We start from the raw sequence: 26681 nt of genomic DNA, 5'->3' as shown, positions 1-26681 counted from the left end.
GGTGGATCAGTACGACCCGGTCACGCCGGAGTAGCCAGTACCGTATTCGAGGACTGCCTTGGCAAAAGAGGTGACGTTGGCGTCGTTGAGCTGCCGGGTGTAGCAGGAGCTGGCCCCGGCCGGGGTGTCGCAGCGGAGCTGGGCGCCGTCGCTATTGCGGTGGACGAACGCGGCGGCGCAGTAGCTCAGGGCCGGAGGCAAGCCGGGTATGCATTCCGGCAGGCCAGTGACGACCTTCGCCCAGACCGTGCGGCAGGCCGTGCTGTAGTAGAGATAAACCGTCCCCTGCTGGCCGCCGAATTCATTGGCCAAGGGAGCCTGTCGGACCACCCGCCCGGTGTTTGAACAGCCGGTCGCCTGGGGGTCGGTACCGTCGTACGGGGCGGCCTGCGCGACGCTGCCGTCGAACAGGAGGCTGGCGCCGACAATGGCGGCGGATCCGGTGACCGATGCGGTCCTGCGAAGTGCGGTGCTCATCCGAAACCTCCTCTACCCCAACGGTTTCGAGCCTTTCGATGCTAGGACCACGAGGTGTGCCTGGGCACCGCCGAAGGACGCAAGCCCGACTCAGCCATTAGCCGCGCGCGCGTTGATGGGCGGCAGGCCGACGTGCCGGCGGTAGACCGCGAGCACGTGCCGGTCCCAGTACCGGCCGGCGTAATAGTCGTGCTCAGCCAGCACACCTTCCTCGTCGAACAGCCGCCCGCGGCCGGCGGCGAGCTGGCTGAAGTTGAACGACGGCACCTCCAGGTACAGCTTTCGCATGGGCCACACGGTGAACACGTAGCGGACGAACGAGCCGACACAGTGCAGAGGCGCGCCGGTGCCGATGTGACCGGGCAGGAACACCGCGGCCACCGAGGCGTAACCGTGCGCCATTTCGGGGTTGTAGCAGATGACGTGGCCGCAGGGCTGGCCGGTCGCGCGGTCGACGGCCACGAACTGGCACAGCGTGCCCTGCCAGAAGCTCGCCTCGAATGTCTCGTAGTTCGGCACCGCGCCGCGGAACCGCCAGCGGTAGCCGACCTCGCTGGAAATCGCCAGCTGGTAAAGGAATCCCATCACCCCGGGGTCGATGGGGCGTAGCTCGTACGCCGGGCCGAGCAGCAGGGCGCCGGCCGAACCGGGATCCTCACCGGCAAAGTCGAGGGCCGGCTCGGAAACCGGTTGGCGCGCCGAGGACAACCGGCCGTGCAGCTCGCCGGCGGTATACGCCCCGGCGATCGTCGCCGGCACGGCGGCAATCCCGCGATCGGCCAGCCAACCCACGAAATCCAGCCACTGCACCGAGTCCAGCCCGATCTCGGTCAGCGGGGTGTCCGCCGACACGTCCGGCAACCCGCACCGGCGGCCCAACTCGGCGTACAACGTCTGCTCGTTCAGGTCAGGCATGTGAGACCCATCCGCACCTAGCAGCGATCCCCGAAACCAAGCCATACTAGCTGTCATGACCTGGCTACTGTCTGCTTTGGACAGTGGAGTGACCGGCGGCGTCGTCGTGTACGAGGGTGGCCACCCGCACCGCCAGGACTGGGCCGCCATCCACCGCGACGCCCGGGAGCTCGCCGGCCGCCTGCAGGGCAGAGGCATCGGACCGGGCACGACGGTCGGCCTGCTGGCCGAGACGTCGATCGCCACCCTGGTCGCGTTGCGCGCAACACTGCTCAGCGGCGCCGCGGTCACGGTGCTGCCGCCACCGCACGTGCGGGAGCCGGCCGCGGTGCTGGAGTCGGTGCGCCGCGCGGTGCGGGCCAGCGGTGCCCACCTGCTCGTGGCCGGAGAACCGTTCACCGAACTGGAAACCGGCGCGTTGCCGTGCCCGGTGACGAGCGTGCCGCGGCTCGCGGCCGAAGGCGCCGCACAGCCGTGGCGGGCACCCGGCATCGCCGAGGACGCCACCGCGGTCGTGCAGCTCACCAGCGGCACCACCGGCCCGCCGCGCCGGGTTCTGGTCAGCCACGGCAACCTGGCCGCCAACATCACCGCGATCGAGGCGGCCACCGGCAACGCCGGACTCGGCCAGCGCCCACGCTGCTCGTGGCTGCCGCTGCACCACGACATGGGCCTGATCGGCTACGCGATCCTGCCGATGGCCCTCGCGTGTCGCCTCTTGCTGCGGCCGGCCGCCGACTTCCTCGCCGACCCGCTGTGCTGGCCGCGCATGCTTTCCCGGTACGGCGCGGTGTCCACCAGCGCGCCGGCGTTCGCCTACGCGCTGCTCGCCCGGCTGCTGCCGGCCGCCCAAGGTCTGGACCTGTCGGCGTTGCGGGTCGCGCTCTGCGGCGCCGAGCAGATCGAACCCGCCGTCATGGACGCGTTCTGCGCGGCCGCCCGGCCGTTCGGGTTCCCGCCGGAAGCCCTCGTAGCGGGCTACGGCCTGGCGGAGGCGACGGTCGCGGTGGCCCTGTCCGCACCCGGCCACGGCCTGCGCACCGACGCCGTCGACCGGGCCAGCCTGCACGCCGGCGTGGCACGACCCGCCGGCGACGGCGCCGACGCCCGGCGGCTCGCCGTGATCGGCCCGGCGCTGCCCGGGCTGGCGCTGGCGATCGTCGATCCGGGCAGCGGACAGCAGCTGGCCGAACGCCAGGTCGGTGAGATCCGGGTCCGCGGTCCCTCGGTGGCCACGGTGTCCGGGGCCGCCGGCCAGCCGGCCGTCGACGAGCACGGCTGGCTGCACACCGGGGACCGGGGTTACCTCGCCGGCGGCGAGCTCGTCGTGTGCGGTCGCATCAAGGACGTTCTGGTGGTGGCCGGGCGGAACATCCAGCCCGAGGAGGTCGAGCTGGCCTGTGCGTCGGTGCCCGGGGTGCGGGCCGGCTGCGTCGCCGCCGTGCCCTACCCGCGCCCGGAGGCCGGCACCGAGGGCGTCGCGATCATCGCCGAGGTCCGCCGCGGCCACGACCCCGACCTGGCCCGGCACATCCGCGACGCGGTCCGGCGCTCCGTCGGGATCGCCCCCGACGTGGTGCGCCTGGTCGCCCCCGGAACTGTTCCGAAAACCACCTCGGGCAAGGTTCAGCGGCACCGTGCGCTGGACGCGGTTCCGTCATGAACCCGGAGGTCCTGGTCGACCGTTTCCTCATGGCCTGGGGCGAACCGGACCCCGCCGTACTCCAGGAACGCCTGGCCGAGTTGTGCCATCCCGACCTGGACTACCACAACCCGGTCGTGGCCCTGCACGGAACGACCGCGCTCGCCGACCACATCGCCGGCCTGTCCAGCCTGATCGGAACCCGGCGGCTCACCCGCACCACCGGGGTGCAGGCGGCCGGCCCGTGGTGCCGCTACGGGTGGGCACTGCTCCCGCCGGTACCCGGCATGTCCGGCGAGACCGCCCTCCACCTCGAAGCCGAGCGCATCCGGCGCGTGGTGTCCTTCCACGGTCCCCTGCCGGCGCGCACCTACACCGCGGGCACCGCCCGATAGGGCAGAGGATCAACCCCGTAAGGGCTGACACAGCCTCGCCCCGACCAACAGATCCTCAGGGGACCGTGACGGCACCCAGCCACAATCAACCCGCCAACCGCACCGTTCCCCGAAACGCACCGACCGCATCAAAATTCCGGAGAGGCGGGCTAATGACCCTTCCGGTTCGGGCGTGCGGAATCTAGCGTCATGCGAGCTGTCCCCACCGGTCTGAGTTGGAGTCTGCCGTGCGCGTGCCGTTACGCCGTTCGTTGGTTGCCGGGTTGACCTTGGCGCTGGTGGTGCCAGCCGTGGGGGCGCTGGGGGGTGGGGCGGCGCCCGCGGCGGCGTTCTCGTCGGGGAACGTCGTGGTCGCGCGGGTCGGGGACGGCGCGGGCACGTTGAGCGGCGCGGCGGCGCCGGTGTTCCTGGACGAGTACACGCCGGACGGGGCGCTGGTGCAGAGCGTGGCGCTGCCGACCGCGGGCGCGGGGGCGAACCGGCGGCTCACCATGAGCGGATCGGCGACCTCCGAGGGCGCGCTGGCGCTCTCCGCGGACGGCCGATACCTGACGCTGGCCGGTTACGACGCCGACCCCGGCACCGCGAGCGTGGCCACGTCCTCGACCAGCACGGTGGCCCGGACCGTGGCCCGGGTGGACGCCTCCGGCGGGGTGGACTCCTCGACCGCGATCACCGACATCTTCAGCGGCGCCAACGTGCGCGGCGCGGCGAGCGACGACGGCGGCCGGTTCTGGGTGGCCGGCGCGAGCGGCGGCGTCCGGCTCGCCACGCTGGGCAGCACCGGCGCCACCACGCAGATCAACAGCGCGGCGCCGACCAACCTGCGCACCGTCGGCATCGCGGCGGGCCAGCTGTACGTGTCCACCGGCAGCAGCCCGACCGGCGTGTACGCGGTCGGCTCCGGCCTGCCGACGGCCGGCGGGCAGACCCCGGCGCTGGTCGCCCCGGTGCCCAGCCCGTACGGGTTCGTGGCGCTGGACCGTGACCCGGCCGTGCCCGGCATCGACAGCCTCTACGTGGCCGACGACTCGGCGAGCCCGGGCGGCGGCATCCTCAAGTTCTCCTTCGACGGCAGCGCGTGGACCGCGCGCGGGGCGTTCCGGCCGAGCGGCGCGGGAGTGCGCGGGCTCACCGGCTCGGTCACCGGCACCGGCGTGACCCTGTTCGCCACCACCAGCGTCGCCAGCAACGCGCTGGTGAAGGTGGACGACACCGCGGCCGGCAACGCGACGATCAGCGCGACCGCGACCGTGTTGCGCAGCGCCGCGGCCAACACCGTGCTGCGCGGCGTGGCGTTCGCCCCGGCGGGCGGCGGCACCACCGCGCCGTCGATCACCACGGAGCCGCAGGACAGCACGATCACGTCCGGCTCGACCGCCACGCTGAGCGTCGCCGCGACCGGCACCGGGCCGCTGACCTACCAGTGGTACACGGGTACCGCCGGCGACACGACGAGCCCGGTCGCGGGCGCCACCGCGGCCTCGTTCACCACGCCCGCGCTCACCGCCACCACCATGTACTGGGTGCGGGTGACCGGCCCCGGCGGCCAGGTGGACAGCCGCACCGCGACGGTGACCGTCGGCCCGGCGCCGCCGGCGTGCACCGCGCCCGCGGTGAGCATCGGCTCGGTGCAGGGCACCGGTGACATCAGCCCGGTGGCCGGCCAGACCGTGACCGTGCGCGGCACCGTGGTCGCCGACTACGAGGGCGCTTCGCCGGCGCTGCGCGGTTTCTACCTCCAGGACGCCGGCGACGGCAATCCGTCCACTTCGGACGGGATCTTCGTGTTCGACAGCAGCGCCAACCTGGTGTCCAACGGCGACGTCGTGCAGGTGACCGGCCCGGTCTCGGAGTTCCAGGGGCAGACCCAGCTCACCGCGCCGGCCGGCGGCGTCGAGCCGTGCGGGTCGACCGCGCCGGTGACCCCTGTTGATGTCGCGCTGCCGCGCGCGGACGCCGCGGACCTCGAGCCGTACGAGGGCATGCTGGTGCGCTTCCACCAGACGCTGACCGTCACCGAGCACTTCCAGCTCGGCCGGTTCGGCCAGGTCGTGGTCTCCTCCGGCGGGCGGCTGCGGCAGCCCACCGCGGACATCCGGGCCACCGACCAGCCGGCCGTGCAAGCCTTGCAGCAGGCCAACAACCTCAACCGGCTGATCATCGACGACGCGCTGCAGAACCAGAACCCCGACCCGATCCTGTTCGGGCGCGGCGGATCGCCGCTGTCGGCCGGCAACACGCTGCGCGGCGGGGACACCGTGACCGACCCGGTCGGCGTGCTCACCTACACCTGGGCCGGCAACGCCGCCAGCGGCAACGCCTACCGGCTGCGCCCGGTCGGCGCGCTCGGCGGCACCGCGGTGTTCGACCCGGTCAACGAGCGCCCGGTCGCGCCGCCGTCCGTCGGCACCGGCGGGATCCGGGTGGCCAGCGCCAACCTGCTGAACTTCTTCAACACGTTCACCGGCTGCCGGTTCGGCACGATCGGCGGCCCGGCCGACTGCCGCGGCGCCGGGGACAGCACCGAGTACCAGCGGCAGCTCGCCAAGGAGGTCGCGTCGCTCCGGTTCATGGGCGCGGACGTGGTCGGCTACATGGAGATGGAGAACGACGGCTACGGCGCCGACAGCGCCGTCCAGGCCCTGGTCGACGCGCTGAACGCGGTGGACGGCCCCGGCGCGTGGGCGTTCATCAACCCGGACGCGGCCACCGGCGTGGTCGACGTGGCCGGCACCGACGCGATCAAGGCCGGGCTGCTGTACCGGACGGCGTCCGTGCAACCCGTCGCGGGTATGACGTTCGTCGACCAGAACGCCCTGTTCGAGCGGCGCCCGGTGGCGCAGACGTTCCAGACCGCGGACGGCGCCCGGTTCACCGTGATCGCCAACCACTTCAAGTCCAAGGGCTCCTGCCCGACCTCCGGGCCGGACACCGACCAGGGCGACGGCCAGAGCTGCTGGAACGCGCACCGCACCGAGCAGGCCAACGAGCTGGCCGGCTGGGTGCGCGACACCGTGATCCCGTCGGTGGGCGACCCGGACGTGCTGATCGTCGGCGACCTCAACTCCTACGCCGGCGAGGACCCCATCGCGGCCCTCGAGTCCGCCGGATTCGTCAACCTGGTCAAGGCTTTCCACGGCCTGGACGCGTACTCCTACGTGTTCGACGGCCAGTGGGGCTACCTCGACTACGTGCTGGCGTCCAGCTCGCTGGTCGCCCAGGTGACCGGCGCCGGCGACGCACACCACAACGCCGACGAGCCGACCGTGCTCGACTACAACACCGATTTCAAGAGCCCGGGCCAGATCGCCTCGCTCTACGCCCCGGACCGGTTCCGCACCAGCGACCACGACCCCGTCCTCATCGGACTCGACCCGGGCCGGGCGTCCACGGGCACAACCCTTGCCGTGTCGCCGAACCCGGCGGCGACCGGTTCTCCGGTGACGCTGACCGCCACCGTCGCCGGGCCGGTCTCGCCGACCGGCACGGTGACCTTCACCGACGCCGGCGCGCCCCTCGGTGCGGTGGCCCTCGGCGCCGGCGGCTCCGCTTCCCTTGTCACGTCGACACTTTCCGCCGGCCACCACACCGTCGTGGCAACCTACTCCGGCAACAACGCGCTGCTCGGCTCGGCCTCCGCGCCGTCCGGTGTCGACATGATCGACCCGGTGACCCTCGGCGACGCGGTGCCCAACGGCACGGTCGGCACCCCGTACTCGGCGGCGGTCCCGCACACCGGCGGCGCGCCGGTCACCGTGACGGTCAGCGCGGGCACCCTCCCGCCCGGCCTGGCCCTGACCGGCGGTGTGCTCACCGGCACGCCGACCACCGCCGGCACGTTCGCGTTCACCGTCACCGCGAGCAACCCGGTCAGCACGGCCACCCAGCAGTTCACCGTGACCATCGCCAAGGCCGCGACGGCGACGTCGGTTGCCTCCTCGGCGAACCCGGCCACGATCGGCGGCGCGGTCCGGTTCACCGCGACGGTTTCCGGCCTCGCTCCGGACGGGTTGGTTCAGTTCACTGTGGACGGTCGAGCGCTGGGTGCCCCGGTGCCCGTGGTGAACGGCGTCGCCACCAGCGACCCGGTTTCCGGCCTGGGCCTCGGCTCCCACGCGGTCAGCGCCGCCTACTCCGGCAGCGGCTCCTACCTGGCCAGCTCCGGCGCCCTGACCCAGGTGGTCTACCTCGGCGTCCGGGTGTTGTCCCCCGCAGCGGGCAGCTCGTTCCGCGCCGGCTCGGTGGTTCCGGTCAACTTCCAGCTCACCGACGCCGCCGGCACCCCGATCCCGCACCTGGCCGCCCTGTTCCTGCTGGTGTCCGGCCGGGTCAGCGTGTCGGCGTCCGGCGCCCAGTCCCTGCCGGCGACAACCCCGCTCTACGACCCCTTCACCAGCTCGTTCGTCCTGCCATGGCCCACCGCCAAGAGGCGAACGGGTGCGGTGACGGTCACGATCGCCATCACCTACCCGAACACCCCGACGCAGCGGGTCGACGTTCCGATCAGGTTGACCTGAGGCCGAATGCCCTGAAGGTGACCTTCGGGACGTTGAACGCCCCGAAGGTCACCTTCAGGGCATCTCCCCCAGGAACTCCTTGGCCAGCCGCTTCGGCGCCCGGCACAACCACGCCTCGGTGATCAGCTCCTCCAACTCGGGCACCGCGATCTCCTCCAGCCGCACCAGAATCGCCGGGTACCCGTCGAAGTGCGGGGTAGTGAAGTACACCCCGGGGTCGTCTGCGACGAGGGCGAACTTGACGCCCTCGTCCGGGGTGCGGGCAGCCAGGATGGGGCCGTCCGGAGCCGCCGGGCCGAGGGCCGCGACGTCGCTCTTGCGCAGCGGGCGTTCCCAGACGAAGCCCTTGTCCTTCACCGCCCACGCCGCGGTGCCGTAGCTGGTGCGCTCACTGGTCTCCGGCAGCGCCAGCGCGAGCCGGCGGACATCGTCCCAGGTGGCCATGCGGGGAGCTTAATACTCACCACACCACCGGCAAGGTGACCGGACCGCGGGTGATCAGGCCCTCCTTCCAGGACACCTCGGTCGCGCGCAACGCCGGACGCAGGTCGGGCAGGCGGCGGAACAGCGTGACGTAGGCGGTCTGCAGCTCGAGCCGGGCGAGCTGGGCGCCGAGGCAGTAGTGCACACCGTGGCCGAACGCCAGGTGCGGGACCGGGGTGCGGGTGACGTCGAAGCGGTCCGGGTCGGCGGTGAGCGCCTCGTCGCGGTTTCCCGAGTATTGCAAGGGAATCACCGTGGTACCGGCCGGCACGCAGCGGCCGGACAGCTCCACGTCCGCGGTGGCGAAGCGCTCCATGCTGGCCTTGCTGATCGGCACGTAGCGCAGGATCTCCTCGACCGCGTCCGGAATGAGGTCCGGCTTGTCGCGCAGCAGCGCGTACTGGTCGGGGTGGCGGTGCAGGGTGAGCAGCGAGTTGGCGAGCACGCCGGCGGTGGTCTCGTAGCCGGCGATCAGCATGATGTACGTGGTGAACATCAGCTCCTGCTCGCTGAGCCGGTCGCCCGCGTCACGCGCCTCGATCAGCGCGGTGAGCAGGTCGTCGGCCGGCTCGGCGCGGCGGGCGGCGATCAGCCGGGTCAGGTAGCCGGCGAGCTGCTCACCGGCGGAACGCACCTCGGCCGCGGTGCGCGCGGTGATCGACAGCGCGGTGTCCATCCATTCCCGCAGCCGCGGGTGGTCCGCGCTGGGCGCGCCGACCAGGTCGGAGATCACGATCGCCGGCAGCGGCGCGGCGAACGCCTCGACGAAGTCCACCGGCGGGCCGGCCGTCATCATCGCGTCGATCAGCTCGTCGGCGACCCGCTGCACCCGCGGCCGCATCGATTCCACGCCACACCTGCTGAACGCCCCGGCCACCAGCCGGCGGACCCGGGTATGTTCCGGCGGATCCATGCTGACCAGCAAATGCGGGTTCTGCCGCGCCGGCCGCAGCGCCGGCATTCCCGGCCGCGCCGCCTCCGCCCGGCTGAACACCGGATCGGCATAAACCTTTCGGAGATCCTCGTACCGCGTCACCAGCACCGCCTCCCCACCCGGCGCCAGCCGCACCCGCGGCACCGGATCCCAGCGCCGGAGCCAACCCAGCTTCGGCTCGGCGTCCAGATGGGGTGGCGTGTTGAACGGAAAGACCGGAGGATCGGACATGCCGTTCAGCTTGCGCGCTCGCGCATGGGGAAAGCAACGTCACGTTGCTGCGCTAGAAGGAAAGCAACGTCACGTTGCCTCCCTGGTTGGAAAGGAACGTCACGTTGCTTCCCCGTAACGAGGGGCTGAGGGTGACCACCGCCCTGACCCAGTAGGACGGCGGCCACCCCCAGCTCATTCTCCGGCCAGACGCTCGATCAGCCCGGCGACCGTTGGGCTCTCGAACACTGTCCGGATATTGAGCTCCGCTCCGAAGGTGGAGCGGATGCGACCGATGAGGCGGGTGGCGAGGAGGGAATGCCCGCCCAGGTCAAGAAAACTGTCGTCGATGCCGACCTCGGGCAGCCCGAGGACGTCGCAGAACAGCTCGCACATCGTCTTCTCCTGCGGCGTGCGCGGCGGGCGCCCGGCCGTCGGGCTGGCGAAGTTCAGCGCGGGCAACGCCGAGCGGTCCAGCTTTCCGTTGACGGTCAACGGAAGCGCGTCCAGCGTGTCGATGAACGCCGGGATGATCGGCTCGGGCAGCGACCCGCTCAGGTACTCGCGTAGCGCGCCGACCGACACCTGCCGGCCGTCCGCCGCGACCACGTAGGCGACCACCCGGTCCGCCCGCACCACCACCACCGCCTGGGCCACCGTGGGGTGCGCGGCGAGCGCCGACTCGATCACGGCGGGGTGCACCGCGAACCCGCGCACCCGGACCTGGTCCGCCTCCCGGCCCACCAGCTCCAGCACCCCGCCCCGCCGCCAGCGCGCCAGGTCACCGGTCCGCCACAGGCGTTCCCCGTGCCCGCCGAAGGGATTCGCCACGAACCGGGCCGCGGTGAGGTCCGGGCACCCCAGGTAACCCGAAGCCAGCCCCGCCCCGCCCAGGTACAGCTCGCCGACCACTCCGGTGGGCACCGGCCGCAGCGCCGAATCCAGGACGAACGCCCGGTTCGCCGCCACCGGCCGTCCAATCGGGACGGTCGTGGCCGCGATCACGTCCGGCTCGGCGACCGGCAGAATCGTGGCCAGGCCCAGGGTTTCCGCCGCACCGTAGGCGTTGAGCAGGTGCAGCCCGGGGAATTCGCGCAACGCCTTGAGCACGTGGCTCACCGACGCCGGCTCACCGAACGTCAACACCTGCCGCGCCACCCGGAACACCCCGGGGTACTCGTCGACCAGCAGCTCGAACAGCCGCGCCGGCAGCACGAGCGTGGTGACCTCGTGCCGGGCCACCAGCCGGGCCATGGCCGACGGTTCCGCCTGGTGACCCGGTTGCAGCACGACGGCGCCGCCGAACAGCAACGCCCCGAACACCTCCAGCGCGAAGCTGGCCGCCGACACCGGCGAGCACTGCAGGAACACCTCGTCCGGCGCGCAGCGCAGGTAGCGCCGGCCGAGAAAGGTGCTCACCAGAGCGCGGTGCGAGGCGATGACCGCCCGCGACCGGGTGGCGGTGAACAGCACGCAGGCCGGCTCGTCCGGATCGCCCGGCGCGGACAGGTTGTCCTCGGCCTCGTGCGCGATCCGGCCGACCATCGCCACGTCCAGCCGCAGCAGGTCCACCTTCGCCGCGGCCAGCCGGGCCGAGCGGCCGCCGATGGTGATCACCGTGGCCGGCGCCGTCTCCTCCAGCGCCGCCAGCAGGTGCTCGGCCGGCAGCTTCGGGTCGAGCATGACGTAGGTGCCGCCGACCTTGAGCACGGCGAGCACCGCGGCGACGAGGATCGGTGAGCGGTCCAGGTAGATCCCGACGAGCTGCCCGCGCCGCACGCCGTGCCGGATCAGGTAGCGGGCGAGCTGGTTGGCCTTGGCGTTGAGGTCGGCGTAGCTCACCTCCGAGTCGTTGAAGATCAGCGCGGTGGCGTCCGGGCTGCGCTCCACCTGGTCCTCGAACAGCTCGTGCAGGCACCGGCGGTCGGAGACCGGCCGCGCCGTGTCGTTCCAGTCGACCAGCACGGTGTGCCGCTCGGACTCGTCCAGCAGGTCGATCGCGCCGATGGGGGTGTCCGGCCCGGCCGCCGCCACGTCGAGCAGCCGAACCAGGCGGGTCGCCAGCGCCGCCACGGTGTCCCGGTCGAACAGCCCCACCTCGTACTCCAGCGCGGCGTGCAGCCCGCCGGGCCGGCCCGCGGTGTCCCGGGTCTGGGTGAAGCTGGCCACCAGATCGACCCGGGCGGTGCGGGTGGGGACCGGATACCGGCTGACCTCCAGACCGGGGAACACCGGCAGCGCGGCGAGGGCGTCGTGCAGCGTCAGCAGCACCTGGAAGAGCGGGTGCCGGGCCGGCGAGCGGGTCGGTCCGACCGCCTCGAGCACCCGCTCGAACGGCACGTCCCGGTTGGCGAACGCGGCCAGGTCGGTGTCCCGGACCCGGGCGAGCAGCTCCCGGAACGTCGGGTCCCCGGACGTGTCGGTACGCAGCACCAGGGTGTTGGCGAACGCCCCGACCAGCTCGCCGGTCGCGGTGTCCGGCCGGCCGGAGACCGTCGATCCGATCGGGATGTCGGTGCCGGCGCCGAGCCGGGACAGCAGCACGGCCAGGCCCGCCTGCAGCACCATGAGCAGCGTCGTGCGGGTGTCCGCGGCGAGCTCGGTGAGCCGGGCGTGCAGACCGGCGGGCACGACGAAACGCACCACGTCGCCGCGGTGGCACGGCTCGGCCGGCCGGGGCCGGTCGGCCGGCAGGGTGATCTCCTCCGGCAGCCCGGCCAGCGCCGCGGTCCAGTAGCGCAGCTGGGCCGACCGCACGCTGCCCGGGTCGTCGGCGCTGCCCTGCAGCTCCGAGCGCCAGCGGCAGTAGTCGAGGTACTCGACGGAGATCGGCTCGAACCGCGGCGTGCGCCGGGCGCGGCGGGCCGCGTACGCGGTGCCGAGGTCACGCAGGAACGGCTCGGCCGACCAGGCGTCGCCGGCGATCTGGTGCATCACCACGAGCAGCACGTGCCGCTTCCCCGGCTCGACCTCGTAGAGCCAGGCGTGCACGGGCGGCTCGGTGGTGATGTCGATGGGCTGCCGGTTGGCCTTGCCGATGGCGACGTCGAGCTCGTCGGCGGGGCACGCGGCGGGGTGGAACCCGGCCGGCGCCGCACCGGGCTCGAGCACCTGCTGGCCGGGCTCGCCGGTCTGGGCGGGGTACACCGTGCGCAGCGCCTGATGCCGGTCGATCACGTCGACCACCGCGGCCCGCAGCGCGGACACGTCCAGCGGCCCGTCCATCCGGAGGGCGAGCGGAGTGTGGTAGGGCCCGTCCTGGCCCAACTGGTTGAGATACCACAGGCGTCGCTGGGCGGCGGACAACGGCATCACGGCGGCCTCCCTATGCCTTCAAGAGTCCGTCACGGGCTCGTGGGCGCCGTCGCCGAGCGGATTGTTGATCATGGGACTCGCCTCATCACGTCATCGGTGCGGGACAGGGGAAGTTCTCGTGGACGAGGAGGTGTCTGGCGTCGCGGCCGGTGGGGTGACCGCGACCATCGCGTGGCGATCAGCAAGCTGGCCCCGAGTGACGAGGCGCCGCCCGCCCGCATTGCGGGTAGCCGGCAGTTTCGGTCAAACATTCGAGGCGAGGGCTGAAAAGACCTACCCTTTCATCGATCGTCGATTGGCAGGCGCGTTCCATTTCCAACCCTCCTTCAAGTCCATCGAGCCTGGTCAGAGCCCCGCGCGTACCCTTCTCCCACTCGCTATCGCGGCGCTATCGCGGGTCCATCGCGGCGTGCGCGGCACGATAGGCAACGGAGAAGCGCGGCGATATAGGGACAATGCGCACCCTTCCTAACGTCAGGGGCGACAAATCCTCCAGGGCGTTCAAACGAGATTCCCAAGAGCGCCATCAGAATCAGGAGTGCGCCCCATGTTCACCATTCGCGCCATCACCGTCGCCCTCGTCGCCGCCGCTGCCGTGGTCACCGGCGCGGTCGCCGCCACCGCCGCGGCCCCCTCGAGCGGCTCGACCACCATTGCCGCCCCGTCCGACTTCCCGTGGGACTAGTCCGAGATCCGGGGACACACGCCCATGATGATCCACTGACGAACGTCCGACCTGGAGCCGCTTATCCATTCCACCGGAATGGTGAATGCGGCATTCAGGTCGTGCCGCGAAAATCGTGACGAGAAATAGTATGGAACTAATTCGTCACGTGCTCCGGGTCGGTGAACGACTCCAACGCCCGCCGAACCTCGCTCGCCGCCCCGGCCACCCTGCGCTCGCCGCGGGCGAGCCTGGGCTGCTCGACCAGGTCCGCCACCGCGCCGGGCTCGTCGTAGTCGTCCAGCAGCGGCGCCAGATCCACCCGGATCTTCGCCGCGCCCACATGGTCCAGAATGCGCTCGCGCAGCTCGACGGCCTGCCGCAGCGACTCCCGGGCCTCCGCCCGGCGGCCGAGCTTGGCCTGGGTCAGGCCCAGGGCGTACAGCACGTAGCCCTCGCCGACCAGCTCATGGTTGGCCCGGACGAGCTCCAGCGCCGCGCCGAGCACCAGGTCGGCCTCCTCGAGCCGGCGCTGGCGCAGCAGCACCTGGCCCATCTTGTACAGCACCTGCCCCTCGATCCGCCGGTTGCCGGACTCGCGGCAGATCTCCAGTGCCTCGCCGAGCTGGTCGGTGGCCCGGTCGTCGTTGCCCTGGTCGGCGGAGATCACCGCCAGCTTGCTCAGCACATGCGCCTGGCCGGCCATGGAGCCGACCTGCCGGAACCCCTCGAGCGCGGCGGAGTACCCGTCGAAGGCAAGTTCCACCGACCCCTCGTTGTACTCGATGTGGGCCAGGTTTCGCCGGGCCAGCGCCAACCCGTGCGCGTCGCCCAGCTCGACGAACAACTCCTGGGCGGGGGTGAGCACCGCCCGGGCCGCGGCGTAGCGGCCCCGGGTCAGGTACAGCTCGCCGAGCGAGACCAGCAGCGCGGCCTCGCCCCGCCGGTTGCGGGCCGACCGCACCACCTCGAGCGCCCGGTCGTGGGTGTGCTGCCACTCGTCGACGTAGCCGCCCACCACGAACAGCGACACCAGGTGGACGGCCAGCTCCCAGGCCAGCTCGTCGAAGCCCTCGTCGGCGGCCTGCCCGACCGCGGCAATGAGGTTGACGCTCTCGGCTTCCAGGTAGCGCTGCGGGTCGACCGGCAGCGCACCCGGGTCGTCCCCGGCGGCCGGCCACCAGCGCAGGGCGTTCCCGCGCAGGATCGCGTACTCGCCGCCGTAGAGCTCGCGGTGCGCCCGCTCGGCCCGGGCCAGCCACCCACCCAGCATCCGGGCCATGGTCTCCTGCCGGACCTCCCGGCTCTCCCGGGCCAGCTGCTCCCGGGCGAACAGCCGGATGATCGCGTGGAAGCCGTAGCGCGGCAGGCCGTCCAGGTCGGGCCCGGTGACGTCGAGCATCTGCATGTCGACCAGCTGCTCGAGCAGGTCGGCCGCCTCGATCGGGTCCTCGTCCAGCAGCGCCGCGGCCACCCAGCCGGGGAACGTGCCCGGCGGAAGCGAGCCCAGCAGCCGGAACAGCCGGGCCGCGCGCGGGTCCAGGCCCTCGTAGGTGAGCAGCAGGCTGGCCCGCACCATCATGTCGCCGTGCGAGAGCTCGTCGAGCCGCCGGCGCTCGTCGGCCAGCCGGCCCACCATCGAGGCCAGCGACCAGTGCGGCCGGGCCGCCAGCCGGGCCGCCACGATCCGCAGCGCCAGCGGCAGCCCGCCGACCATGCGTACCAGCGCGGTCGCCGCGGTGGACTCGCCGGCCACCCGCTTGTCCCCGATCACCTTGCCCAGCAGGTCCATCGAGTGATCCGGCTGCAGCAGGCTGACATCCAGCACCCGGGCGCCGGCGATCTCGGTCAGCCGCATCCGGCTGGTCAGGATCACCGCACAGCTCCCGCTGCCCGGCAGCAGCGGCGTCACCTGCCGCACGGTCGCCACGTCGTCCAGCACCACCAGCAGCTTCCGGTCGGCCAGCAGGCTGCGGTACATCTCCGCGCGCTCGTCGACCTCGTCCGGGATCGCCGAGCCGGGCATGCCCAGCGCGCGCAGGAACCGGCCGAGCACCTCCGACGGCGTGACCGGTTTGCGCTGGGTGCCACCGAGCTGGCAGTACAGCTGGCCGTCCGGGAACCGCTTGGTCGCCACCCGGTGCGCCACGTGGATGGCCAGCGCGGACTTGCCGATGCCGGCCTTCCCGGCGATCACCGCGACGCGCACCGCCGAGTCGTCCTCCGCCGACCCGTCACCCAGCACCGCCGCTTCGGCCTGCTCGATCAGCGTGGTCCGGTTGGTGAAGTCGACGATGTCCGCCGGCAGCTGGCGCGGCCCGACCTGCGGGCGCGTCTCGACGTTGCGCGCCTCCTCCCGCGGCTCCGGCTGCAGCGTGGGGTCCTCGGCGAGGATCTTGGCCTCGAGGTTGCGCAGTTCCTCGCTCGGCTCCAGGCCGAGCTCCTCCACCAGGATCTTGCGGCCGGCCTGGTAGACCTCCAACGCCTCGGCCGGCCTGCCCGCCCGGTACAGCGCCAGCATCAGCTGCGCCCGCAGCCGCTCCTGCAACGGATACTCGGCGACCAGGCTGCCCAGCTCACCGATCAGCGCCTGCTCCCGGCCGAGCTTGAGCTCCAGATCGATGCACGTCTCCAGGGCGGCGAGCTTGGCCTCATCCAGCCGCACCGCCGCGCTGCGCAGCACCGACCCCTCCCCGCCGCCCAGCGCCCGGCCCCGCCACAGGGCCAGGCCCCGCCGGAACAGGGCCACGGCCTCCTCGAGCTGCCCTTCCTTCTGCGCGGCCGCGGCCTCGGCCGCGAGCTTGGTGAACGTCTGGCTGTCGATCTGGCCGTCGGCCACCCGCAACAGGTAACCCGGCGGGCGGGTCACGATCGGCTGCTCGATCCCGAGGCCGGTGAACATGTGGCGCAGCGCCGAAACGCAGATCTGCACCTGGCTGCGGGCCGTCGCCGGCGGGTCGTCCGGCCACACCACGTCGATCAGCCGGTCGATGCTGACCACGCGGTTCGGTTCGAGCAGCAGCGCGCCGAGAATGATCGGCTGCCGGCCGGGCGGAATCCGAACGGGCACGTCCCCACTGGTCACCTCGATCGGACCGAGGATCTTGAACCGCACGCCGCTGACCGAGCGGTCCGCGGACTCCGCGGACCTCGTCTCGTCCACTTCGCAGACCTCCGCCTACCAACAGGGCCGGCCTGCCAGCACGACCCCCTCGTGCGCGAATTATCCCGCCACCGCAAGACCGGGGTAAGGGGCACTAGGCCCCAATCTGCGATCGGACCGCCGAAATAAGGCTTCGCGAGGACGATAGCGCCGCCATAACGCGCCGATGCCGGGTGGAGTCACGCTGTGACCAATCGGGTTCCACCGAGGAGCACGCCACCGAGGGCGGCCCTGGGCAGCCGGGACGGAACCCGCATCCGGAGTGAAGGTTCCCTCGATGAACAACGAGCACTCGCCCGTGACACCGCGGTCCGACAACCTTCTGACCTCGGTCGGCATGGACCACGTTCGGCTCAGCTACTGCTACCTCAACGACGGCGACCTGGACGCCTACTGCTCGCTGTTCGCCGAGCAGGCCGTGGTGCGCCAGCCCGGCCGCCGCCCGGTCACCGGTCGCCAGGAGCTCGAACGGGTGGAACGGGCCCGCCGGGCCACCCGCTCCGTCCGCCATTCCATCTACGAGGTGTTCGGCTCCGGCCGCAAGGTCGCCGCGCTGGGCCTCCTCACCCACCGCCGGCACGCCGGCCCCGCCGAGTCCGACCTTCCCTTCGTCGACGTCTTCACCGTCGCCGACAACGGCCTGCTGGTGGACCGCACCACTTTCCTGTTCTCCCCCGGCTCCTCCCTGTGCTCCGCCGACTAGTGTCCTGCGCCTGACGTTTGTCGCCTATGTTCTGCCCGGAAGGCGTGGGACAGCCGGGTGACGAGGACGTCACCACAGTTGATGTAGCCGTGGAACGGGTGACGACCTACCTCGCTCGTCACCCGATGGGCCACGCCAGGTCCGCCTGCTCGTCGAGGATGACAACGAAGAGCTCATCCTCCCCCGAGGTGCCGTCGAGCTGCTCGCCCGAATCCTGGCCTACATGGCCGCGGGCCAGGGGGTGTCCGTCGTCCCGGCGCACGCAGAGCTGACCACCCAGCAAGCCGCTGACCTGCTCACCGTGTCCCGGCCCTACCTGATCGGGCTGCTCGAAGCCGACGAGTCGTCACCATGTTGGCGTCCCACGTCGCCATGTTGGCGCGCCACGTCGCCGTGTTGGCCTCTGGCGTGGGTGTGCTGGCTGATGACGACACCGCCTGACGCCGCTGACGGCAACCCCGGCGCACACTCGGCCACCACACGACGACGCCACACGCCAACGCAGCGACGCCCCGGGCCAACATAGCGACGCCAGGGGCCAACACACCGAACATCACGCTGCCGTGAAGAGGCCACGGGATGGGGATCTTGGTGGGGGGTGGTTGACATCGCGGAGAGGGCGGAGGAATGTAAACGGTTACATTCCTCCGGGAGGTGGCTCGATGGTGAGTGGACGGTGGCGGGCCGTTGTCGGGGCGTTGACGATCTTCGCTGCGGTCGGGTGTGGGCGGGATGCCGGCACCTCGGGGGGTGAGGGGGCGAAACCCGTCGGCGAGGGGGCGGCGACGGGCGAGATCACGGTGTGGGCGATGGGCACCGAGGGCGAGAAGCTCGGCGGCCTGGCCCAGGACTTCGAGGCGGCGAACCCGGGGGCGAAGGTCAACATCACGGCGATCCCGTGGGACGCGGCGCACGACAAGATCTCGACGGCGATCGCGGGGCGGCAGACGCCGGACGTGAGCCTGGTCGGGACCACGTACATGGCGGAGTTCGCCAAGTCCGGGGCGCTGGACCCGACGCCGTCGGTGATCGACGGGAAGCAGTTCTACACCGGCGCGTGGGACACCACGGTGGTGAACGGCACGAGCTACGGGGTGCCGTGGTACGTGGAGACGCGGCTGCTCTACTACCGGACCGATCTTGCGGACAAGGCGGGCGTCCAACCGCCGGGCAACTGGGCCGACCTGACCGACTTCGCCAAGGGCATGAAGGACAAGTCGGGCGCGAAGTGGGGGCTGAACCTGCAGGCCGGCGGGAAGGGCACCTGGCAGACGTTCATGCCGTTCGCCTGGCAGGCCGGCGCTTCCATCACTGACGACGCCAAGAAGTTCACTTTGGACAGTCCGGAGATGGTGAAGGCCCTGCAGTACTACAAGAGCTTCTTCGACGCGCAGGTCACGCCGAGCTCCCTGCTCCGGCCGGGCGAACTGGAGCAGGGCTTCGTGGACGGCTCGTTCGGCGCGTTCTTCTCCGGGCCCTGGCACATCGGACTGATCAAGGAGCAGGGCGGCGCGGCGCTGGACGGGAAGTGGTCGGTGGCGCGGATGCCGAAGGAGGCCAACCGCACGTCGTTCGTCGGCGGCGGCGACCTCGCGGTGTTCAAGGATGCCAAGAACCGGGACACCGCCTGGAAGTTCGTGCAGTACCTGAGCAAACCCGAGGTCCAGGTGAAGTGGTACGGCATGGTCGGCGACCTGCCGTCGGTGAAGAACGCCTGGCAGGACACCAAACTTTCCGGTGACCCGCTGCTCAAGACGTTCGGCGAGCAGCTCGACGACGCCAAGTCGCCGCCGGCCATCGCCACCTGGGAGCAGGTCGCCACGGTCATCGACACCCACCTGGAGCAGGTCGTCAAGGGCGTCGCCACCCCCGCGGACGCGGCGAAGGCCATGCAGTCCGAGGCGACGTCGATCGGCACCGGCCTCTAGCCCGCGTCATGGTCGCCGACGCGATCCCGGTGCGCCGCCCCGTGGCCCGGAGGGTGCTGTCCCTCCGGGCCCGGCGGGGCCTGGTCGCGTGGGGTTTCGCGCTACCGTTCGTGGCATTGTTCGCCGCGTTCATGGCCGGGCCGGTGGTCGCGTCGCTGGCCATGAGCTTCACCGACCTGCGCGGCACGGACCTGCGCAACCCGCTCGGCGTGAACTTCGTCGGGCTGGACAACTACGTGCGGCTGTTCGGCGACGAGGTCTTCGTGCAGTCGCTGATGAACACCGCGGTGTTCGTGCTGGGCAGCGTGCCGCTCACGATCGTCTCCGCGCTGGCCGTGGCGCTCGCGCTGAACCGCGGGATCACCCGCCTGCGCACGTTCTTCCGGGTCGGCTACTACCTGCCGGTGGTCACCAGCATCGTGGCGGTGGCCGTGGTGTGGCGGTTCCTGCTGCAACCGGACACCGGCGTGGTCAACAGTCTACTGAGGACAGTCGGGATCGCCGGGCCGCACTGGCTGGACGATCCGCTGTTCGCCATGCCGTCGATCATCATCATGACGGCCTGGCGCGGCATGGGTTTCATGATGGTGGTGTTCCTGGCCGGGCTGCAGGCGATCCCGCGGGACGTGTACGAGGCGGCGGAGATCGACGGGGCGAGCCGGTGGGCGCAGTTCCGCTTCGTCACGCTGCCGATGCTGCGACCCACCATGCTGTTCGCGGTGGTGATCACCAGCATCGGCCAGCTGCAGTTCATCGAGGAGCCGTTCGTGATGACCCGCGGCGGCCCGCTGAACAAGACGCTGTCGGTGTCCATGGATGTCTACAGCCAGTTCGGGTTCGGCAACTACGGCTACGCGAGCGCCATGAGCTACGTGCTGTTCGTGGTGATCGTCGCGCTGACCGTGGTCTGGTTCCGGTTGCTGAGGCCGCGATGACTGTGACACCCCGCCCCGCCCCCACCGCCCGCGGACTCCTCTATGTGGTGCTGTCCATCGGGCTGGTCGGCTTCGCCGGGCCGTTCGTCTGGATGGTGCTCAGCGCCTTCAAGCCGGAGGGCGAGCTGCGCCGAGTCCCCACGACGTGGCTGCCGGAAAACGTGACGCTGGACAACTTCCGGACCATCTTCACCGGGCTGGACTTCCCGACCTACTTCACCAACTCGGTGATCGTCGCGGCCGCGGTGACGCTGGGGAACCTGGCGCTCTGCTCGATGCTCGGCTACGCCCTGGCGAAGATCGAGTTCCCCGGGCGCCGGGTGCTGTTCCTGCTGGTGATCGGCACGCTGATGATCCCGTCGATGGTGACGTTCGTGCCGCAGTTCGTGCTGGTGGCCCAGTTCGGGCTGGTCAACACGTATCCGGGCCTGGTGCTGCCGATCCTGGCACTGGCCGGACCGCTCGGCGTCTTCCTGATGCGGCAGTACATCTCCGAGCTGCCGGACGAGCTCATCGACTCGGCGCGCATCGACGGCGCCGGCGAGCTGCAGATCTTCCTGCGCATCATCGTTCCGCTGGCCAAGCCGGCGCTGGCCACGCTGACCATCGTCACGTTCCTCGGCGCCTGGAACAACTTCCTGATCCCCCTGGTGATGGCGCAGACCGAGGACAAGTACACGCTGCCGGTCGCGCTCGCCCTGTACTCCGTCGGGCAGAACTCCACCAAGTTCGGCCTGCTGATGGCCGGCGCGGTCGTGGTCGTGCTGCCCGTGCTGCTGATTTTCGTTGTCCTGCAACGGTATTTCGTGCAGGGCATTGCGATGACCGGATTCAAGTAGGAGCCGAGATGTTACGCATCGCCCGCCTGCCCGCCGTCGTCACGATCGTGGCCGCGCTCGCCGCGCCGGCCGCCGCGACCGCCGCGCCAGGCAACCCGCTGGCCCGCTACGCCGCCGACACCTGGCACTCGATGGCCGCCATGGTCAACCCGGGCACCGGGCTGCCCAGCGACAACATCAACGGCGCGCTGGATCCGGCCTCCCGGGCCAAGTACACGTCGCCGACGAACATCGGGATGTACCTGTGGTCCACGGTCGGCGCCCGGCACGTCGGGCTGATCAGCTCGGGCGAGGCCGTGCGCCGGGTGGAGCAGACCCTGACCACGGTGGCGACGCTGCGCCGGCACCCGGCGTCCGGGCAGTTCTACAACTGGTACGACCCGGCGACCGGCGAGGTGCTGCGGACCTGGCCGGTGGACGGCAGCACGGTGTTCCCGTTCCTGTCCAGTGTGGACAACGGGTGGCTGGCCAGCGGGCTGCTCATGGTGGCCAACGACCTCCCCGCGGTGTCCGGGCAGGCCCGCTCCCTGCTGTCCACAATGGACTTTGGGTTCTACTACGACCCGGCGGCGCGCGGGGCGGACTTCCCGGCGGGGCTGATCCGCGGCGGGTTCTGGGACGAGGCGCCGCCCGGATGCTCGGTGGTCGGCAACTACCGCGGCCGGGGCCCGGACGTCTGGTACACCTGCCACCACTACGGATCGTTCAACACCGAGCCGCGGATCGCTTCGTACATCGGCATCGCGATGGGTCAGATCCCGGCCGCGCACTACTTCGCCGGCTGGCGGACGTTCCCGGCGACGTGTGACTGGTCCTGGCAGGAGCAGCAGCCGGTGGGCCACGACGCGACCTACCTCGGCGTGCCGGTGTTCGAGGGAACCTATGCCTACCAAGGGGTCCGCGTGGTACCCACGTGGGGCGGCAGCATGTTCGAGGCGCTCATGGTGCCGCTGGTGGTGCCGGAGGAGACATGGGGGCCGCGGAGCTGGGGCCGCAACCACCCGCTCTACGTCCAGGCGCAGATCGCCCACGGGCTGCACGACGCGCAGTACGGGTACTGGGGATTCTCCCCGTCCAACAACCCGTCCGGCGGGTACCGCGAGTGGGGCGTGGACGCGATCGGCATGGACACCAACGGGTACACCTCAGATGAGCAGCGCACCCCGGTGGACTTCGGCTACGGCGACTGCCCGGGCCGGCCGCCGGTACCGCCACCGGCCTCCTACGGCGAAGGCGTGGTCACGCCGCACGCGTCGTTCCTGGCCCTGCGCTACGCTCCGGCCGCCGCACTGTCCAACTTGGACAACTTGCGGCGGGACTTCGACGCCTACGGCCCCGGCGGGTTCTACGACGCGATCAACGTGACCACCGGCGCGGTGTCGAAGGCGTACCTGGCGCTCGACCAGGGCATGGTGATGGCGGCGTTGTCGAACGCGCTGACCGGTGACACGCTGCGGAAGGCGTTCACCCGGGGACCGGTTTCCGCGCTGCGTCAGGTGATCGCGATGGAGGACTGGTCGGATGTCCGGGGTTGAGGCGCGGGCGGACTGGCTGGCGCGGATCGGGCGCAAGCGCCTCGGTGAGCGCCGGTCGGCGGTGCTGCCGGCGCCGGAGGGGTTGACCGCGTCGCCGGGCCGCGGGCACGTGACGCTGGACTGGCGGCCGGTGCCCGGCGCGGTCGGGTATCTGGTGCTGCGGGCGGACACTGTGGACGGTCCGTACCCGGTGATCGACCACCGGGGCGGGGACGTGCTGGCCGTGCCGCATCCGCCGTACGCGGACACCACCGGCGAGCCCGGCCGCACCTACCACTACGCGGTGGCCGCGATCGCCGACGTGGACGTGCCGGGTGGGCGCAGCGAGCCGGTGGCCGCTGCGTCCACAGTGGACGAACCGGGGCCGGTGCGGATCCACGTGCGGGCAGATGAGGTGACCGGGCCGGTGCACCGGCCGTGGCGGGCCATGATCGGCTCGGAGCACCTGAGCCACCTGCTGTGCACGGACACCACCGGCGGTCGCCCGATCGGTGCGGAGCTCGCCGAGGCGCTCGGGCTGGCGCACCGCGAACTGGGCATCGCGGCCGTGCGGGCGCACGCCATCCTGTGCGACGACCTCGGGGTGTACCGGGAGGTCGACGGCAAGCCGGTGTACGACTTCAGCGGGGTGGACCGCGTCTACGACCTTGTCCGCGAGTCAGGGATGCGGCCGGTGGTCGAGCTGTCGTACATGCCCCGGGACCTCGCCCGGGATCCGGCCAGGACCGTGTTCCAGTACCGGGCCATCGTCTCGCCGCCGAAGGACTGGGACCGCTGGGCGGACCTGATCCGGGCGCTGGTGCAGCACCTGGTGGCCCGGTACGGATTGGCCGAGCTGCGCGAGCACTGGGCGTTCGAGGTGTGGAACGAGGCCAACCTGGAGGTGTTCTGGTCGGGAACCAAGGAGGAGCACTTCCACCTGTACGACGTGACCGCGCGAGCGGTGAAGGACGTCGACCCCGGTCTCTCGGTCGGCGGTCCGGCCTCGGCGGCCGCCGGGTGGATCAGCGACCTGCTCGACCACCTGGACGAGTCGCGGGCGCCGATCGACTTCCTGTCCACCCACACCTACGGCAGCCCACCGCTGGACCTGCGCCCGCTCACCGAACGGCACGGCCGCCCGGACCTCCGTCTACTGTGGACGGAGTGGGGAACGACGCCGACCCATTTCAACCCGGTCGGCGACGACGCGTTCGCGGCCGCGTTCCTGTTGCGGGGCATGCGGTCCGCGGCCGGCCGGATCGACGCGCTGGCACACTGGGTGCTCTCCGACCATTTCGAGGAGCTCGGCCGGCCGCCGCGGTTGTTCCACGGCGGCTTCGGCTTGCTCACCGTGGGGAACCTGCGGAAGCCCCGGTACTGGGCGCTGGCCCTGGCGGAGCGGCTGGGCGACGACGAGTTGGCCGTCTCACTGTCCGGCGACGGCGCGGGCGGCCTCGTCGAAGCGTGGTCGGCACGGGCGCCGGACGGCACGGTCGGGGTGCTGGTGTGGAACCTGGGCCTGTACCAGGACGACGCGCAGGGCAGTGCCGCGCTGGCCCGGACCGTCGAGCTGCGGGTGGATGGCCTGCCGCCGGCGGCGTACCGGGTGCGGCACTACCGGATCGACCGCGACCATTCCAACGTGCAGCGGGTTTGGGAACGCCTTGGCGGCGGAGACTGGCCGACGGCGGCGCAGTGGGACACCCTGCACGCGGCGAACGTGCTCGAAGAGCTACCGCCGCGCACCGTGACGGTCGGGAGCACGGTGGCCGTAAGCTTCGAGCTGCCCATGCCCGGTGTCTCCTATCTCGAGCTCAGCAACTGATGGAAGTGGACAGATCTCCGACCGTGCACGACGTCGCGCGGCGAGCCGGCGTGTCCACGGCGACGGTGTCCCGGGCGTTGAGCGGCGGCGCGAAGCTCAGCCCGGCCACGCTCGAGCGGGTACAACGGGCGATGCAGGACCTCGGCTACCTCCCCAACGGCGCGGCCCGGGGACTGACGTCACGCCGGACCCGGGTTTTCGCGTTGTGTTTCCCCGATCTGGGAGATCCGGAGACCGACGCCGGGGACGACGCGATGTTGTACACCGACGAGGTGGTCCGTGGAATGGAGCGAGCGGCGCGGGGCCGGGGATATGCCATCCTGATCGGAGCGGTGCAGGATCCCGAAGCGACGCTGGAACTGGCGATGTCACTGGCCAGCCGTTCCGATGGGATAGTTCTGTTGGGGCAGACCGCGCCGACCTCGGTGATACAAAGATTGAAACGGTTGCCCATGGTGGTGGTTGCGGGCCGGCGGGACGACGATGCGTCCACGGTGGATCAGGTGCGGGTGGACAATGCCGGGGGGATCACCGCACTCACCCGGCACCTGATCGACGTGCACGGCCACCGTGAGCTTCTGTTCCTGGCCGGGCCGGCGGATTCACCGGACGGCGGGGAGCGGTTGGACGCGTTCCGCACGATCGTCACCGCCGCGGGACTACCATTCCATAACCCCCTCCGCGGAGATTTCACCCAGCACACCGGGCGTATCGTGGCACAATCACTGCACATTGAGGAGTTGCCCGACGCCATCGTGTGTGCCAACGACCAGATGGCCATCGGCGTCATCACCGCCCTGCGCGAACGCGGCGTTCGTATTCCGCGCGATGTTGCGGTCGTCGGGTTCGACGGGATCGGGGTCGGGCGACATGTCCAGCCGCCGCTCACCACGGTGCGGCAACCCATGCAACCCCTCGGCGCCGCCGCCGTGTCCCTCCTGGAACGCCGCTTGGCCAACCCCGCCGCCGAACCCGAGGACCTTCGGCTGCCGACGCGGTTGGAGGTCCGTGCCAGTTGCGGGTGTACTTGACGTAGGTGCGCAGCTTGGGGTTATTGGGGTGGGTTGGGGCGGCGCATTTTGCGGGTCGCTCCGAACCCCAAACCGGAAATGGTGTTATACCCGAACGAGTGAATCACGGCACGCCGAAACCTCGAGGTGCTCCGGTAGAATAGCGGCATGAGTTTCGAAACCACTCGTGGTCCGGAACTCGTTGCTGCCCTGGCCGAGGTGACCGTCGAGATACGACGGTTGCAGGCCCGCAGCCTTGATATCGTCGCCGAAATGGAACAGGAACAGGTCGCCAAAGCCGCGGGATATTCCAGCCTGGCGGCATTCCTGCGCGACACGTTTCATGTCAGTCAGCGTGCCGCGCGCCGGATGGTGACGCAGGCCCAGCAACTCACCCCCACCGTCACGCCGACCGGGCATGAGACCCCGGCGCCGCTACCCACCCTGCGCGAGGCACTCCGCGAGGGGGCGGTGGATGTCGACCACGTCGACGTGGTGGCCGAAGTCCTCAAGAACCTCCCCGACGACGCCCGCCTCGAAGATCGCGAACTGATCGAGACCACCCTGGCCGAACAAGCCCGCGAACTGTCCCCGGATGCGTTGCGCAAGTTCGGGCAGCAGGTCCTGGACCGGATCAACCAGGACGGCCGCGAACCCGAACCCACGGAGTTGGCCGAGCCGACCAACACGCTGCGCTACCGCCGCACCCACAACAACCGGCTGGTCGCCACCCTGGACATCGACAGCGAAGCCGCCGAAGAATTCGAAGGACTGCTCATAGCATTGGGCGCGCCACAGTCCCCCATCCCCGGGGTCCCGGACCCGCGCTCGCAGGCCGAACGCTACGGCGACGCCTTCACCGACATCGTCCACCTCGCCGCCAAAACCAACGACGTGCCCTCCCAAGGCGGTTCCAAAGCCATGGTCTCGATCACCCTGGACATCAACACCCTGCTCGAGGGCACCGGGATCGCCACCTTCGACAGCGGCGCACCCCTGTGTCCCGAAGCCGCCCGCCGGCACGCCTGCGACGCCGACGTCATCCCGATCGTGCTCAACGGCGAATCCGTCCCGCTGGACCTGGGCCGCAAACACCGCCTCGTCAAACCCCACCAGCGCCGCGCGCTGATCGCCCGAGACCGGGGATGCGCCTTCCCGAGCTGCCACCTCCCACCCCGCTGGACCGACGCCCACCACGTGATCCAT

19 protein-coding genes are annotated in these 26681 nt (G+C 71.0%); 12 read left to right on the top strand and 7 right to left on the bottom strand.

Annotated features, from left to right (window positions below; translation table 11 throughout):
* Nucleotides 1-6 precede the first annotated feature (6 nt).
* Nucleotides 7-477: a DUF2690 domain-containing protein gene (locus tag VGR06_RS23365; RefSeq protein ID WP_327561246.1), complete on the bottom strand. Its 471-nt coding sequence runs from the start codon at nucleotides 475-477 to the stop codon at nucleotides 7-9.
* Between the two features lie 90 nt (nucleotides 478-567).
* The gene (locus VGR06_RS23360) at nucleotides 568-1392 is read right to left on the bottom strand and encodes an acyl carrier protein (RefSeq protein ID WP_327561245.1); all 825 of its coding nucleotides are present in this window, start codon (nucleotides 1390-1392) and stop codon (nucleotides 568-570) included.
* Between the two features lie 55 nt (nucleotides 1393-1447).
* Between VGR06_RS23360 and VGR06_RS23355 the strand changes: the two genes are divergently transcribed.
* The 3 genes from VGR06_RS23355 (at nucleotide 1448) to VGR06_RS23345 (ending at nucleotide 7949) form a co-directional block, all read left to right on the top strand.
* Complete coding sequence (locus tag VGR06_RS23355; protein WP_327561244.1) at nucleotides 1448-3055, top strand: AMP-binding protein; 1608 nt, start codon at nucleotides 1448-1450, stop codon at nucleotides 3053-3055.
* Nucleotides 3052-3429, top strand: a complete 378-nt coding sequence (locus tag VGR06_RS23350; protein ID WP_327561243.1) for a nuclear transport factor 2 family protein — start codon at nucleotides 3052-3054, stop codon at nucleotides 3427-3429. The genes VGR06_RS23355 and VGR06_RS23350 overlap by 4 nt, the downstream gene beginning before the upstream one ends.
* A gap of 227 nt (nucleotides 3430-3656) precedes the next feature.
* Nucleotides 3657-7949, top strand: a complete 4293-nt coding sequence (locus tag VGR06_RS23345) for an ExeM/NucH family extracellular endonuclease (protein WP_327561242.1) — start codon at nucleotides 3657-3659, stop codon at nucleotides 7947-7949.
* A 54-nt stretch (nucleotides 7950-8003) separates the two neighbouring features.
* On the opposite strand, the gene VGR06_RS23340 is transcribed toward VGR06_RS23345, so the two are convergent.
* From VGR06_RS23340 to VGR06_RS23330, 3 genes are all read right to left on the bottom strand, one after another.
* Complete coding sequence (locus VGR06_RS23340; protein ID WP_327561241.1) at nucleotides 8004-8393, bottom strand: MmcQ/YjbR family DNA-binding protein; 390 nt, start codon at nucleotides 8391-8393, stop codon at nucleotides 8004-8006.
* Nucleotides 8394-8409: 16 nt separating this feature from the next.
* Nucleotides 8410-9597, bottom strand: a complete 1188-nt coding sequence (locus VGR06_RS23335; protein ID WP_327561240.1) for a cytochrome P450 — start codon at nucleotides 9595-9597, stop codon at nucleotides 8410-8412.
* 174 nt (nucleotides 9598-9771) lie between these two features.
* Nucleotides 9772-12888, bottom strand: a complete 3117-nt coding sequence (locus VGR06_RS23330; RefSeq protein ID WP_327561273.1) for a non-ribosomal peptide synthetase — start codon at nucleotides 12886-12888, stop codon at nucleotides 9772-9774.
* A gap of 550 nt (nucleotides 12889-13438) precedes the next feature.
* On the opposite strand from VGR06_RS23330, the gene VGR06_RS23325 reads away from it, so the two are divergent.
* The gene (locus tag VGR06_RS23325) at nucleotides 13439-13576 is read left to right on the top strand and encodes a hypothetical protein (RefSeq protein ID WP_327561239.1); all 138 of its coding nucleotides are present in this window, start codon (nucleotides 13439-13441) and stop codon (nucleotides 13574-13576) included.
* A 136-nt stretch (nucleotides 13577-13712) separates the two neighbouring features.
* Here the strand turns inward: VGR06_RS23325 and VGR06_RS23320 are convergent, their stop codons facing one another.
* Nucleotides 13713-16718, bottom strand: a complete 3006-nt coding sequence (locus VGR06_RS23320; protein WP_327561238.1) for an AfsR/SARP family transcriptional regulator — start codon at nucleotides 16716-16718, stop codon at nucleotides 13713-13715.
* A 277-nt stretch (nucleotides 16719-16995) separates the two neighbouring features.
* Between VGR06_RS23320 and VGR06_RS23315 the strand changes: the two genes are divergently transcribed.
* Complete coding sequence (locus tag VGR06_RS23315; protein ID WP_327561237.1) at nucleotides 16996-17421, top strand: nuclear transport factor 2 family protein; 426 nt, start codon at nucleotides 16996-16998, stop codon at nucleotides 17419-17421.
* 118 nt (nucleotides 17422-17539) lie between these two features.
* Here VGR06_RS23315 and VGR06_RS23310 read toward each other — a convergent pair whose 3' ends face one another.
* Nucleotides 17540-17704 (bottom strand): hypothetical protein, encoded by a 165-nt coding sequence (locus VGR06_RS23310; protein WP_327561236.1) that lies wholly within the window; start codon nucleotides 17702-17704, stop codon nucleotides 17540-17542.
* A gap of 379 nt (nucleotides 17705-18083) precedes the next feature.
* Here VGR06_RS23310 and VGR06_RS23305 point away from each other — a divergent pair, with 379 nt between their 5' ends.
* From VGR06_RS23305 to VGR06_RS23275, 7 genes are all read left to right on the top strand, one after another.
* On the top strand, nucleotides 18084-19349 hold the full coding sequence (locus VGR06_RS23305) for a sugar ABC transporter substrate-binding protein (RefSeq protein WP_327561235.1): 1266 nt from the start codon (nucleotides 18084-18086) through the stop codon (nucleotides 19347-19349).
* Nucleotides 19350-19357: 8 nt separating this feature from the next.
* Nucleotides 19358-20284 carry a sugar ABC transporter permease gene (locus VGR06_RS23300; protein ID WP_327561234.1) on the top strand — a complete coding sequence of 309 codons (927 nt, stop codon included), beginning with the start codon at nucleotides 19358-19360 and terminating at the stop codon, nucleotides 20282-20284.
* Nucleotides 20281-21123 (top strand): carbohydrate ABC transporter permease, encoded by an 843-nt coding sequence (locus tag VGR06_RS23295; protein ID WP_327561233.1) that lies wholly within the window; start codon nucleotides 20281-20283, stop codon nucleotides 21121-21123. The genes VGR06_RS23300 and VGR06_RS23295 overlap by 4 nt, the downstream gene beginning before the upstream one ends.
* Nucleotides 21124-21131: 8 nt before the next feature.
* A complete protein-coding gene (locus VGR06_RS23290; RefSeq protein ID WP_327561232.1) occupies nucleotides 21132-22658 on the top strand; it encodes a glucoamylase family protein in 1527 nt (508 codons plus the stop codon).
* Nucleotides 22645-24465 carry a GH39 family glycosyl hydrolase gene (locus VGR06_RS23285; protein WP_327561231.1) on the top strand — a complete coding sequence of 607 codons (1821 nt, stop codon included), beginning with the start codon at nucleotides 22645-22647 and terminating at the stop codon, nucleotides 24463-24465. Before VGR06_RS23290 ends, VGR06_RS23285 begins: the two co-directional genes overlap by 14 nt.
* A 5-nt stretch (nucleotides 24466-24470) precedes the next feature.
* On the top strand, nucleotides 24471-25496 hold the full coding sequence (locus tag VGR06_RS23280; protein ID WP_327561230.1) for a LacI family DNA-binding transcriptional regulator: 1026 nt from the start codon (nucleotides 24471-24473) through the stop codon (nucleotides 25494-25496).
* A gap of 147 nt (nucleotides 25497-25643) precedes the next feature.
* Nucleotides 25644-26681: DUF222 domain-containing protein (locus tag VGR06_RS23275; protein WP_327561229.1), on the top strand; the 1038-nt coding region annotated here is incomplete at its 3' end.

Origin of the sequence: Actinophytocola sp. (assembly GCF_036002505.1) — a bacterium.
GTDB lineage: Bacteria > Actinomycetota > Actinomycetes > Mycobacteriales > Pseudonocardiaceae > DASYTH01.
Note: the sequence above shows the minus strand (reverse complement) of the source record. Positions and strands in the feature narration are given on the sequence as shown.